Raw genomic sequence first — 12,345 nt, forward strand, 5'->3', positions numbered from 1 at the left:
TTGAATAGCTCTTTTTGCAACGATTACTCGTTGCGGTAAATCTAGAATTAACGTTGACGTATTGTCTTGTTTTGTTCAGTTTTCAAGGTTCAATGTATTAAGTTGAGCTCTCATGAGCACCTCTTAAATATAACATTTTTCATCATAGAGCGTCAAGCTTTTTTTGAAATTTGTTTTTCGCGTCGTTTTGGCGACAAGGAATATAATAGCACCTTTTCTAGTAATGAGTCAATACTAATTATACCTTTTTTTGAAAAGAATCATTTAAGACTCTTTCCCTACCAAGAAGTCTCTATAAATATGTCTCTTTCATTCCAAGAAAACAACCATACCCGACCTCTCTTATTAACCGGGTATGGTTGAATGATCAATTGGGTCTGCGAATATACTTTTCTCCTTTTTGAGGAAAGACATTGATAGTGGCTAACCAATCCCATACAAGCTCATGGGATTTTTGTCCGATGGTGCCTGTAATGATCGTTTTGGTTGATAGTTTGTTTACGGGGAGACTTTTTGTTAAATACGTATGATGAGTATTGAGGTCCTTGAGGATGACGCATTCATCAGCAAAAGCAGAAACCTGGAACATACCGTCTATCGTTGTTCGGTATTTTTCAAGCGATTCTTCCCAGCGCTTCTGGTCTTCTTCGAGATCCCAATCTGAATGGTGGAAACGCGGAAAGTCTTTCAAGAATAAATAGTTTAGAAGGCCTTCGCATTTCTTCAGGATGGGTGTCCCATCTGAAATATAACCATCAACTAAACTTAAAAAGGCGGTATCTTTCCTTTTATCGAGCCAACGGACAAATTTTCTTAATTGAAGAAGGAAAGTCTCTGAGTAATTTTTCTTTGGAGTGATTTTGGTGTAATGCGGGAGGTAGGCGAAGATTAATTCTTCCCAGAAGGAGGCGGGGCATTCTTTCCATGATGGCGGACAGTCATCTTCCAAGTGATCAGTCATGTAATGAGAAAATGTTCGGAGAAAATCATTTCGTTTTTCATTGGCCATCTGCTCTTTTTTGTAGGCGATGAGGTCTTTGCCGTAGTACTCCATTAACCCGCGGGGCCTCATGTTGAATTCCTGGCTGATTTTCAAATTTTCGAGCAGTTCCGTATGCTCCCCGGGCTGTTTGAATTCCTGCAGCCAAATACGTGTGTTTGAATCTTCGTGGACAATTCTTCCTTTCATCAATAAACCACCAGCTTTCTTCAATTTTTAATAAATAGATAGGGAAAAGATAGAGGAAGGGAGAAGTATGCGCGGTCTAATCCAAATTATACCATTCCTTTTTTATAAAGAATAGATATTTTTTAAGCTTATTAATAGAGGAAGCTATACATGTTTAATAGAAGAAGAGAAGTGGAGAAGATTATTTTAAACTGGAAAGGGCGATATATAATGGATGAAATCAAGCATGCAATACAAGACGATTACCCTGAAGATTTTGCCTGGTGCTATGGGTGCGGGCGAATGAATAAAGATGGGCACCATTTCCGCACTGGCCTGGAGGGGGAGAAAACAGTGACGGTTTATACACCTAAACCCGAACATACCGCTCTTCCTGGATTTGTGTATGGCGGATTGATTGCTTCACTGATCGACTGCCACGGAACCGGCTCGGCCGCCATAGAGCTCCATAGGTTGAATGGCAGGACTGTGGGGGAAGGACAAGAACCTCCCCGCTTCGTCACAGCTTCCCTGCACGTAGACTTTATGAAACCAACTCCTCATGATGTTCCATTAAAAGCAGTTGGCACTGTAGAAAAGATCCACCCAAAGAAGTTTAAAGTGGATACTGAAGTTTATGCTGAAGGAAAGTTATGCGCACGGGGTGAAGTGGTGGCGGTGGTGATGCCGGAGACGTTTTTGAAAAACTGAAGTATGAAATGTATAAAGCCTCCCTGGTTCTTTGAAAAGAGGGAGGCTTTTCTTAATTAATTTTTTATATAGAAAAAGCAGCCCTAAAAAAGGCTGCTGATTCTTAAAATTACACAATCCACAACTGAATCACCGTCAGTCCCACCACTCCCGGAATGCCAAGGATTCCCGAAATGGAGGAAGTCGCTAAATTGATGGGGACGTGGATTCCGTACTGACTGCCAAAGGCGTTAAGGAAAAATAGAAATAGTGCCCCGATCATGACCTTCATGGCGACTTGTCCCACGAATCGCAATGGTTTGATGGGTGTACCTGTAACTAACAGAAGGACGATGAGTCCGCTGATTACAGAAATGACGATTACCGGGTTCATACCTTCTCTCCTCTCAACTTAGAACATTAATGATCTCTTATTGAAAGGATATGAAGGTTGTCTACCTTTTTATGACGATCTTTCTATGTTTCGCTTCTCTAAATAAGAAAAAATATTTTGCTTCAGCAATTTTTGAAGAGCAGTGAAGGTTCAGATTGTAGTCTACACTCATCTCATCAATGCTTCGCTGCTGGTTCCAATGTTCTTTCGCTTCATCCAATGTGCGGAGCAGCGTTTGATCGTACTCTCGTTTGAGTTTCCCTTTTTTACGGAAAAACATAGATGCTCTCTCCCTTATTAAACGTCTCTTCTTCCTTCAAGGGCTTTTGACAATGTAACTTCATCCGCGTATTCGAGGTCTCCGCCTACAGGCAGACCGTGTGCAATCCGTGTGATGCGGATGCCGGATGGTTTGACGAGACGCGAAATATACATGGCGGTTGCTTCGCCTTCGATATTCGGGTTTGTCGCAAGGATCACTTCCTGCACCTCATCACTTTGAAGACGTTTAATCAGGTCTGGTACGTTGATGTCCTCCGGGCCGATTCCATCCATAGGAGAAATGGCACCATGAAGGACATGGTAGAGACCGTTATATTCCTTCATCTTCTCCATCGCAATCACATCTTTAGGGTCCTGGACCACACAGATGATACTGCGATCTCTTCGTTGATCCTCACAAATATAGCAGGGATCCTGGTCTGTAATGTGACCGCAGACAGAGCAGTAGCTTAAGTTACGTTTTGCATTCACGAGTGCTTTTGCAAAGTCCAATACAGTGTCTTCTTTCATGCTAAGTACAAAAAAAGCCAGTCGGGCCGCGGTTTTCGGCCCAATGCCTGGCAATTTCATAAAGCTGTCGATCAGCTTTGATATAGGCTCAGGATAATGCATGATATTGCCTCCTAGAACATTCCCGGTAGGTTCATTCCTTTAGTGAATTGACCCATAGTAGAGTTCGTTAATTCGTCTGCTTTCTTAAGAGCTTCGTTTGTTGCAGCAAGCACTAAATCCTGCAGCATATCGATATCTTCAGGATCGACTACCTCTTCATTGATCTTCACATCAAGAACTTGTTTGTGACCTGAAACGATAACAGTGACCATACCGCCGCCAGCTGAACCTTCGATTTGCTTTTCACCAAGCTCTTCTTGTGCTTCTGCCATTTTCTTTTGCATCTTCTGCATCTGTTTCATCATGTTTTGCATATTACCCATTCCACGCATAGTCTCATGACCTCCATCGTTTTTTTATAAAAATTATTCACACACTAGATGTGGCAGTTCAATCTTCAATCTTTGACTTCCACCAGGTCTCCTGCAATCTTCTCTGCTTCCGATAGGATTGTATCCTCTTCTTTTGTCTCACCCGTTTCTCCCTCTCCTGTTTCCGTTTGCGAGTGGCGGATGAAATCTTCCCTTAAGGGGATCCACTGATCTTCAGGAATTCCGATCGGGAAGTAGTTGTTGCCCGTGAGCTCTTGAAGGATGGAATCCATGCTTGAGATGAAAGCCTGGTTCTCCATTGCCATCTGGCAGTGGATATCATACTTGAATTTTAACACAAATGAACCCTCTGTTGCTGCAACCGGCTCTGCATCATTTAACAGGGCAGCCTGTGAACGCATTTGACGCTGATTCAGCGTTTCCATCATGTCGCCCCAGCGGCCCTTGATCAGGTTAAGGTCTTCTTTCGTTGCATTCCTGAGGACTTCCTGGATCTGTCCGACTGGCGCACGGAATCCTTTTTTTGCACGGGCAGGTTTTTTAGCCGGCTGTGCTGCAGGTTCGGCCTGGACCTTGACGCCGCCAGACTTTAACTGCTGGATTTCTTTTTCAAGCGCCTGGATCTTCTTCATCATCTCGCCGACTTCTGGTGAGGACGAGCTCACAGGTGCTTCGAGCTGACAAAGTTTCACGATGGAAACCTCTAAATAGATGCGGGCATGATTGGAGAATTTCATCTCCTGTCCTGCTTGGTTCAACACATCGATATATTGATAAATCTGATTTGCCTTCGTGCGTTCTGCAAGCTCCTTGAATTCATCATCGAGCATGACCCGTTCCATCGACTCTTCAAGATTCGGTGCTGTTTGGTACAGAAGCATATCCCGGTAATAAAGGATGAAGTCTTCCGCAAATCGTGCCGGATCCTTCCCTTGGAAAAGGAGTTCTTCGAGTGCGCCCAAGCCTTTCGAAACGTCTTTCTCAAGGATCGACCGGGCTAGTGTGTTTAAATACCCTTGAGATACTGCACCCGTGACCGTTAACGCATCATCAACCGTCACGATATCCTGACTGAAGGAAATCGCTTGGTCCAGCAAGCTGAGTGCATCACGCATCCCGCCTTCAGCCGCCCTTGCGATGACCGCCAGCGCATTCTCTTCATAGTTCACACCCGACTCTGTCGCAATGTGACTCATCCTTCCCACGATATCCATGGCCGTGATCCGTTTAAAATCAAAACGCTGACAACGGGAGATGATCGTGAGCGGAATCTTATGGGGTTCAGTCGTCGCCAATATGAAAATGACGTGCTTCGGAGGTTCCTCCAATGTTTTCAAAAGCGCATTGAATGCCCCGATGGAAAGCATATGAACCTCATCGATGATGTATACCTTGTAATCAACGACGTTCGGTGAATACTTTACTTTATCGCGTATGTCACGTATTTCCTCTACTCCATTGTTGGAAGCAGCATCAATTTCAATCACATCCGGGATCGATCCGTCCGTGATCCCTTTACATGCATCACATTCATTACAAGGCTCGGCAATGGGTGAACGTTCACAGTTGACCGCTTTGGCTAGGATCTTCGCTGCACTCGTCTTCCCTGTCCCCCTCGGCCCTGAAAATAAGTACGCATGGGAAATTTTCTGATGAAGGAGAGCATTTTGCAGTGTTTTCGTAACATGCTGCTGTCCAACGACATCTACAAATGACTGCGGACGCCATACACGGTATAATGCTTGATATGCCAAAATACTCCCCCCTCTTCTTTTATGTATAGTACGTTAAAAGCGTCATGAGTGTTTCCATTCCAGGATATTCAATCTGTCGCAATGAGAAATTCATCCGATGACACTTTCCATATATGATCTTATCTATTATAACGTAATTTCAAGCAGGATTACAAAGAAAACCGGGGACTGAATTCGGAAAGTTTGAACGAGCACAATTCCAAACAAAAAGCCCACCCCGATAAAGGATGAGCTGTTGTATATGTATGAAACTGCCGTGCACCTTTCGTCGACAAGCAACCATAGGCGTTACTCAAGCAGTTAGCTCGGCCCAGGCAACCCTGCGGCACATGAGAGCTTCCACTTAATGCTGCTTCCTTCCGGACCTGACATGGTTCATGGATTCCCATTGCGCAGGACCCAGGCGTCAACACCACTTACTTGAGGCAGGCCCTACAGTATGCAAGCCTCGGAAAGGAATTCGGCCTCGCTGGAGCGGATTGCGAGTACAGGGCACCGCTACCTCCCCACCTAGCACGGCAAAATTGATACCAAATATTAAGTTGCGTCAACAACGACGCAAGATTAAGTATACTAGGGTTTACGTTAAAAAGCAATGGTTTGTACCTGTAAGTTATTTACAAGGAAGATGGTTTATTTTTCTTCTCTGCCTTTTTCCTTGCCCGGAGTTCCCTGAAAAAATCGGAGAGAATCGAACCGCATTCTTCCTCCAGCACCCCCGGGACCACTTCACACTGGTGGTTAAACCGGCTGTCATCCAGAAGATTCATCAGCGTGCCTGCACAACCGGCCTTCGGATCCGCTGCCCCGTACACCACTTTCTCAATCCTCGAAAGAATGATGGCACCGCTGCACATCGGACAAGGCTCAAGTGTGACATAAAGTTCAGCACCTTCAAGTCTCCATGTTCCTTCTTTTTCACACGCTTCCTGAATGGCGAGGGTTTCTGCATGGGTGATAGCGTTCTGGGTCGTTTCCCTTAGATTATAGCCGCGCCCGATGATTTCGTCCCCCATCACGACAACAGCGCCAATCGGCACTTCATTGATCTCTCTTGCTTTATCCGCTTCTTTCAGCGCTTCCATCATAAAATATTCTTCTCTTGTTTTCATACAGAACTCCTACCAGATAGATTCCTTCTATTTATTTTATAAAACTTCACCAATTATTCCAAACTATAAAGGAAAGGGGCCGACACGATGATACCTAAAGATACTGCTCTCCTGGTGATTGATATCATGAATCCATTTGATTTCTCACACGGCGAGACGCTGGCACAGCATACAAAAAAGATTGTTTCACCGATTAACGACCTGCGCGATTACTGTAAAAAGAAAGGCCATCCCGTTATCTATATTAATGATCACTATGAACTGTGGAAAGCGGATTTGAACCTGATTTATGAAAAATGCCATAACGAAATAAGTGCAGATATCATTACCCCGCTGCGCCCGTCTGAAGACGATTACTTTCTCATCAAACCTAAGCACTCTGCTTTCTACGGTACAGCCCTTAATACATTGCTTCATCATCTGTCGATAAAAAACATCATTCTTACGGGGATTGCAGGAAACATCTGTGTGTTGTTCACGGCAAATGACGCCTACATGAGGGAATTCACTTTATATGTACCGAAAGACGCGATTGCTTCAGTCAGCGAAGAAGATAATCATTATGCGCTGACGATGATGAAAAATGTATTGAAAGCTAATATTGATGATACCGGGACATTATTATAGAAATTTCTTTAATACTGAGGTAAATCGAGCCGGGCTCAATTCACCCTATTTGAGCCCGGCTCCCGGCAGCCAGCATATGAAAAATAACCGGCATAACCCGCCTTCCCTCTTCATAGGCTGATTATAGTGAAGACAAAGGGAGGGCCTTAGTATGCAAATTCATGTTGTCCAGCCGAACCAATCGTTGTTTGGCATTGCTCAAGCGTATGGATCAACTGTTAACGATATAGTGGAAGCCAATGAGCTTCCGAACCCGGATAATCTTGTCATTGGTCAATCGCTCGTGATCCCGATCGTCGGCAGCTTTTATTATGTCCAGCCGGGCGACAGCTTATGGTCAATCGGCCAAAAAGTCGGGGTTCCTTATCAGGAACTGGCGAGGGTGAATGGCATATCGCCCAATCTGCCGCTTCAGGTCAATCAGCGTTTATATGTTCCCCCAAAACCGAAAACACGTGCAGAATTCAACGCCTACGTGGAACCGTTTGGGAAAGAAGTGGCACCTAACCTTGAGGAAAGTGCCAAAGAAGCCGCTCCTTATCTAACATACCTTGCTCCTTTCAGCTTCCAGGCGAAGCGTGATGGTACGCTGCAGGAACCTCCTTTGGGGAATCTGCTGCAAACCGGAAAGGATAATGGAAATGTTCTGATGATGGCGATTACGAATCAGGAAGAGGGCCAGTTCAATGATGAACTCGGACGCATCCTCCTTAATGATATGGCCATCCAGGATAAATTCTTAAACAACGTCGTCCAAACTGCAAAAAAATATGGATTCCGTGATATCCATTTCGATTTTGAATATCTGCGTCCCGAGGACAAGGAAGCATATAATCGATTCCTGCGAAAAGCAAAGCAGCGCTTCAACCAGGAAGGCTGGCTGCTTTCTACCGCTCTCGCTCCTAAAACGAGCGCAGATCAGAAAGGAAAATGGTACGAAGCTCATGATTATAAAGCACATGGGGAGATTGTGGATTTCGTCGTCATCATGACCTATGAGTGGGGATACAGCGGGGGACCTGCCATGGCCGTTTCCCCAATCGGACCCGTCCGGGAAGTAATCGAGTACGCACTGACAGAAATGCCTGCCTCGAAAATCATGATGGGCCAGAATCTCTATGGCTACGACTGGACGCTTCCATTCAAGCCTGGAACGACAGCGAAAGCGATCAGTCCGCAGCAGGCGATTGAAATCGCAGCCGCTAACAATGTCAACATTCAATATGATACAAAAGCACAAGCTCCATTCTTTAAATACTCAGCTGAAGGAAAAGATCACGAAGTCTGGTTTGAAGATGCACGGAGCATCCAAGCAAAATTCGATCTCATGAAAGAACTGAAGCTGAGGGGGATGAGCTACTGGAAACTGGGCTTATCATTCCCTCAGAACTGGCTGTTGATCACAGATAATTTTAACGTGGTGAAAAGATAAGGCTGTTTATTTGCGGAATAGAGAGATAAGCCAGTCCCATTTATCTTTTGGTTTATGTATCGCTTCTTCTAAGCGTTTATTGTAGTCATTTTGGGCTCGCCATTCTCTCTGCTGCTCTTCCCGCATCTTCTGTAATTCAGTCTGTAAAAGTTCGTTTTTTTCTATTTCCTGTTCAAGCATCGATTCGTATTGGCTCTTTTGAAGTTTAGATAATTCTTCAATTTTACGCTGCGTTTTTTGTGCTGAATTTGAAATATTGGAGCTTAAATCATGGTGGTCTTGCTTAAGCCTGGACACCTGGGTCTTAAGCTGATTCATTTCATTCACCACTTGAACATTCATTTCACGTGAAGCAGCAAGTTCATTCGCTAAATAGGATAAGATTTCTTTTAATTGATTGGGATCCTGTGGTAATTGACTATATGTATCGCTTGGCGATATGTCTGTACCAGTGGGTGATTCCAATCTTTCTTTTTGTTGATGGGCAAGGATTTTGGCCGTATCGTCAAGGGGATTATCCGTATCGCGTAACGCTATAAGCGCATCAATATCGGATTGAACAAAGATCCTCCGATCACCATCTTTAAAAAACTCATAGCCATTTCTCTCTAAGATCTGGCCATACTTCCGAACTGTAGGGGTTGCAATTCCTGCTTGTTCTGCCGCTTCCTTAGAAGTGAAAGACCGTTCATACGGTTGTATATCGTTTCGCATATCATACCTCCGTTCTTATTTTTTAGTTTAAGGGTATTAGATTTACATACAAGAGCCATATCACCCAGCGATATGATTGATACAAGTGACTATTAGCACCTTTCAGGGGTTGTATCGCCAGGCGATATGGACCAAGGTATCTATATTTAAATTTGAAATCAGACAAAATACCACAATTATTTCCCTGAAAATACATCCTTCGATTATTTTCTTAATTATATATCCTTTCAACAGTTAATGAAAAGGGTATCTTGCTAACTTATGAATTACTTCAAGGAGCGAAAAAATAAATTAAATAGCAGCCGGCATTTAGGTAATTCTATAAACACCTATATGCCGGTATTTTTGTTTTCACTAAAAGCTTCGTTAAAGTTTATGGATGTTTTTAACCCGTTCCAGCTTTTGATTGGAGTGCAAGACGAAGACTCCTATCAGAAAAGCGGAAGGGCTTTGCTCAGAGGCGTGTGGCATAAGACGAATCGGCCACGAAGGCGTTTTTTGCCTTCTTGGTCGGTTTGGCTTATGACATTTGCCTCTAAGCCCTGGAGCTGGACAGTTAAACCCTATAGAGCAGAGCGACGAGGAGGCTCACGGGTCACCCGCGGAAAGCGAAGTCTTGCACGGAAATCAACAGCGGTATTTAACAGCGGATTATAAATATTAATAGAAGCCTGCATTTAGGAAAATCTATTATCAACCTAAATGCAGGCTTTTTTTATGTTTTCCTGTAAAAAAAGAATGAAATAACCGATGTAAATAAGAAGCCCGAATTTTGTTGGATCTTGTAAATAACCTGAACAATACACCCAATTATTGTGTTACAATAATTCCTGTCGTTAATTTATTTATACACTGATAAAAACACATAGATTGTCGTAATATGAGGAGGACATTAAATGGGGAGAATTCCTTTCATCACGGTTGAAGGCCCGATTGGAGTAGGAAAAACTTCTCTGGCAAAAGCGATTTCTGAACACTTCCATTTTCATTTATTAAGAGAAATCGTTGATGAAAACCCGTTTTTGGATAAATTTTATGATGATATTGAAGAGTGGAGTTTTCAAACAGAGATGTTTTTCTTATGCAATCGATACAAGCAGCTGGAAGATATCGATAAGTACTATATTTCTCAAAATAAATCGGTTGTAGCGGATTATCATATCTTGAAAAATATCATTTTCGCTAAGCGTACATTGAAGGATGAGCAGCAGTATAATAAGTATCTTAAGATCTACGATATTTTGACATCTGACATGCCGAGACCCAATGTGGTGATTTACTTGAATGCCAGTTTGGATACACTGCTGAAACGCATTGAAAAAAGAGGCAGAGACTTCGAGAAGAAAATCAGCCCTCTTTACTTAAAGCAATTATCATTGGATTATGAAGAATATATGAACACATTTGAAGAAACTCACCCGGATATCCCTGTTCTTCGCTATAATGGCGACCACATTGACTTCGTCCAAAACAAAGACGATTTGGACAGTATTCTAACTCAATTAGACACTACACTAAAAAAAGGAGTTCACTATCATGAATCTTCGCAATAAATACGGCATCCCAAGCAATGCTGTCATTACCATTGCCGGAACAGTCGGAGTCGGGAAATCTACGATGACAAACGGATTGGCAAATGCCCTTGGCTTCCGTACATCGTTTGAAAAAGTGGATACCAATCCGTATCTGGATAAATTTTATCAGGACTTTAAGAGCTGGAGCTTCCACCTTCAGGTTTACTTCCTGGCAGAGCGTTTCAAGGAACAAAAGAAGATCTTCGAATACGGAGGCGGCTTCATCCAGGACCGCTCCATTTATGAGGATACAGGCATTTTCGCCAAGATGCATCATGAAAAAGGCAATATGTCAGACGTTGATTACGAAACGTATACAAGTCTTTTCGATGCAATGGTGATGACCCCTTACTTCCCTCACCCAGATCTTCTTATTTACCTGGAAGGTTCTCTTGATAACGTGATCGACCGCATCCGTGAACGCGGCCGTCCGATGGAACAGCAAACACCGACTGAATACTGGGAAGAAATGCATCAACGTTATGAAAACTGGATCAACTCCTTTAACGCATGCCCTGTTCTACGCCTGGATATCAGTGAATATGATCTGGTCAACGATGAAAATTCGATTGAGCCGATCGTGGAACGTATCGGTTATTTCATTGAACAAACAAGAATGTTAAAGAGCTAATAAGTACAAGAGGTGCCGCCCATGTTGGACGGCACCTCTTTTTTATGAACACTTCGTCTTTCGTTTATATCCACCCGATAGGAGGTATGTATATAAAGAAAAGAATTTAAGGAGATGAATTAGCATGGAAACGAGAAATACGTACTTTATAGATATTAGCAGCGGCGATATCGTACCTCATGCCGAAGAAGCGAAAAGTGTAAGTTATCAAATTCACGCTACTCCAGAAGAAGTCACCAAACTGAAGACACTCTTAGAAAAGAATCATGATGACGAGATGTCGACGTTTACAAGAGCGCATATTCCATTCCGTGAATACCATAAAGATCCGGAAAATGCCCAGTATGACCACTCCATGAAAGAAATTTATGAAATGATCTTCAAACTCGGGACCGACGAAACACGCACAAACATCAAAAAAATGGGCGTCCTGAACTACAACAATGATACGAACACAAGACAAGATATCGAGAATTTAAAATAAGGAAAAGCCTTGTACATTGGTACAGGGCTTATTTTTTGAGTTTTAGCCGGCTCTAGCTTTTGATTGGAGTGGAAGACGCAGACTCCTGCGGGAAAAGCGAGTTAGGTGAGACCTGTCCAGCTCCGGCGGCTAGAGGCTCGAGACATAAGCCATGCCATCCAAAAAGGCAAAAACCGCCTTTATGGCTGCCCTGTCTTATGCTTGTCGCCTCTGGGCGAGCCGCCTCCGCTTTTCTAACCCACAGGAGCGCATGCGACGAGGAGGCTCACGGGTCACCCGCGGAAAGCGAAGTCTTCCACGGAAATCAAAAGCGGTATTCAAAACCATAAATTTTCTAACTATTATCAATTTATAAAAATCTATAGAAACCAAAAAAATTCGTTACATCTCCAGTAACGAATTTAAAATCTCCAAATTTTATGCGCTAGGTTTATTAATAAATCAATGGCGGAGGAAGAGGGATTCGAACCCCCGCGGGCTTTAACACCCCTGTCGGTTTTCAAGACCGATCCCTTCAGCCGGACTTGGGTATTCCTCCG

14 protein-coding genes, 1 tRNA gene and 1 other RNA gene are annotated in these 12,345 nt (G+C 43.4%); 6 read left to right on the plus strand and 10 right to left on the minus strand.

Going from position 1 to position 12,345, the window contains the following annotated elements:
• Nucleotides 1-367 precede the first annotated feature (367 nt).
• Nucleotides 368-1,189, minus strand: coding sequence for a hypothetical protein (locus AAEO50_RS20105; RefSeq protein WP_341986147.1), 822 nt, complete (start codon nucleotides 1,187-1,189; stop codon nucleotides 368-370).
• 210 nt (nucleotides 1,190-1,399) lie between these two features.
• Between AAEO50_RS20105 and AAEO50_RS20110 the strand changes: the two genes are divergently transcribed.
• Nucleotides 1,400-1,879, plus strand: coding sequence for a PaaI family thioesterase (locus AAEO50_RS20110; protein WP_341986159.1), 480 nt, complete (start codon nucleotides 1,400-1,402; stop codon nucleotides 1,877-1,879).
• Nucleotides 1,880-1,988: 109 nt separating this feature from the next.
• On the opposite strand, the gene AAEO50_RS20115 is transcribed toward AAEO50_RS20110, so the two are convergent.
• The 7 genes from AAEO50_RS20115 to tadA all read right to left on the minus strand — a co-directional run bounded on the left by AAEO50_RS20115 (nucleotide 1,989) and on the right by tadA (nucleotide 6,344).
• Nucleotides 1,989-2,252, minus strand: a complete 264-nt coding sequence (locus AAEO50_RS20115) for a pro-sigmaK processing inhibitor BofA family protein (RefSeq protein WP_341986148.1) — start codon at nucleotides 2,250-2,252, stop codon at nucleotides 1,989-1,991.
• A 61-nt stretch (nucleotides 2,253-2,313) separates the two neighbouring features.
• Entirely contained in the window at nucleotides 2,314-2,532 is a 219-nt protein-coding gene (locus AAEO50_RS20120; RefSeq protein ID WP_341986149.1) for a YaaL family protein, read from the minus strand.
• Nucleotides 2,533-2,549: 17 nt separating this feature from the next.
• Entirely contained in the window at nucleotides 2,550-3,146 is a 597-nt protein-coding gene (gene recR / locus AAEO50_RS20125; RefSeq protein WP_032087163.1) for a recombination mediator RecR, read from the minus strand.
• A gap of 11 nt (nucleotides 3,147-3,157) precedes the next feature.
• Nucleotides 3,158-3,478, minus strand: coding sequence for a YbaB/EbfC family nucleoid-associated protein (locus tag AAEO50_RS20130; RefSeq protein ID WP_341986150.1), 321 nt, complete (start codon nucleotides 3,476-3,478; stop codon nucleotides 3,158-3,160).
• Nucleotides 3,479-3,543: 65 nt separating this feature from the next.
• The gene (gene dnaX, locus AAEO50_RS20135; protein ID WP_341986151.1) at nucleotides 3,544-5,232 is read right to left on the minus strand and encodes a DNA polymerase III subunit gamma/tau; all 1,689 of its coding nucleotides are present in this window, start codon (nucleotides 5,230-5,232) and stop codon (nucleotides 3,544-3,546) included.
• 254 nt (nucleotides 5,233-5,486) lie between these two features.
• Nucleotides 5,487-5,751: signal recognition particle sRNA large type (gene ffs / locus AAEO50_RS20140), an RNA gene on the minus strand.
• A 98-nt stretch (nucleotides 5,752-5,849) separates the two neighbouring features.
• The gene (gene tadA / locus AAEO50_RS20145; protein ID WP_341986152.1) at nucleotides 5,850-6,344 is read right to left on the minus strand and encodes a tRNA adenosine(34) deaminase TadA; all 495 of its coding nucleotides are present in this window, start codon (nucleotides 6,342-6,344) and stop codon (nucleotides 5,850-5,852) included.
• Nucleotides 6,345-6,431: 87 nt separating this feature from the next.
• Here tadA and AAEO50_RS20150 point away from each other — a divergent pair, with 87 nt between their 5' ends.
• Together AAEO50_RS20150 and AAEO50_RS20155 are read left to right on the plus strand one after the other, a co-directional pair.
• The gene (locus AAEO50_RS20150) at nucleotides 6,432-6,971 is read left to right on the plus strand and encodes an isochorismatase family cysteine hydrolase (RefSeq protein ID WP_341986153.1); all 540 of its coding nucleotides are present in this window, start codon (nucleotides 6,432-6,434) and stop codon (nucleotides 6,969-6,971) included.
• 151 nt (nucleotides 6,972-7,122) lie between these two features.
• Complete coding sequence (locus AAEO50_RS20155; RefSeq protein ID WP_341986154.1) at nucleotides 7,123-8,403, plus strand: glycoside hydrolase family 18 protein; 1,281 nt, start codon at nucleotides 7,123-7,125, stop codon at nucleotides 8,401-8,403.
• A gap of 6 nt (nucleotides 8,404-8,409) precedes the next feature.
• On the opposite strand, the gene AAEO50_RS20160 is transcribed toward AAEO50_RS20155, so the two are convergent.
• Nucleotides 8,410-9,117: a hypothetical protein gene (locus AAEO50_RS20160; RefSeq protein ID WP_341986155.1), complete on the minus strand. Its 708-nt coding sequence runs from the start codon at nucleotides 9,115-9,117 to the stop codon at nucleotides 8,410-8,412.
• 896 nt (nucleotides 9,118-10,013) lie between these two features.
• Here AAEO50_RS20160 and AAEO50_RS20165 point away from each other — a divergent pair.
• The 3 genes from AAEO50_RS20165 to AAEO50_RS20175 all read left to right on the plus strand — a co-directional run bounded on the left by AAEO50_RS20165 (nucleotide 10,014) and on the right by AAEO50_RS20175 (nucleotide 11,806).
• Entirely contained in the window at nucleotides 10,014-10,670 is a 657-nt protein-coding gene (locus AAEO50_RS20165; RefSeq protein WP_341986156.1) for a deoxynucleoside kinase, read from the plus strand.
• Complete coding sequence (locus AAEO50_RS20170) at nucleotides 10,654-11,322, plus strand: deoxynucleoside kinase (RefSeq protein WP_341986157.1); 669 nt, start codon at nucleotides 10,654-10,656, stop codon at nucleotides 11,320-11,322. Before AAEO50_RS20165 ends, AAEO50_RS20170 begins: the two co-directional genes overlap by 17 nt.
• A gap of 124 nt (nucleotides 11,323-11,446) precedes the next feature.
• Nucleotides 11,447-11,806: a hydrolase gene (locus tag AAEO50_RS20175; RefSeq protein WP_341986158.1), complete on the plus strand. Its 360-nt coding sequence runs from the start codon at nucleotides 11,447-11,449 to the stop codon at nucleotides 11,804-11,806.
• Nucleotides 11,807-12,251: 445 nt separating this feature from the next.
• Here the strand turns inward: AAEO50_RS20175 and AAEO50_RS20180 are convergent.
• Nucleotides 12,252-12,344, minus strand: a tRNA-Ser gene (locus tag AAEO50_RS20180).
• Between the last annotated feature and the right edge of the window lies 1 nt (nucleotide 12,345).

The sequence above is a fragment of the Rossellomorea oryzaecorticis genome (assembly GCF_038405515.1).
GTDB classification, from domain to species: Bacteria; Bacillota; Bacilli; order Bacillales; family Bacillaceae_B; genus Rossellomorea; species Rossellomorea oryzaecorticis_A.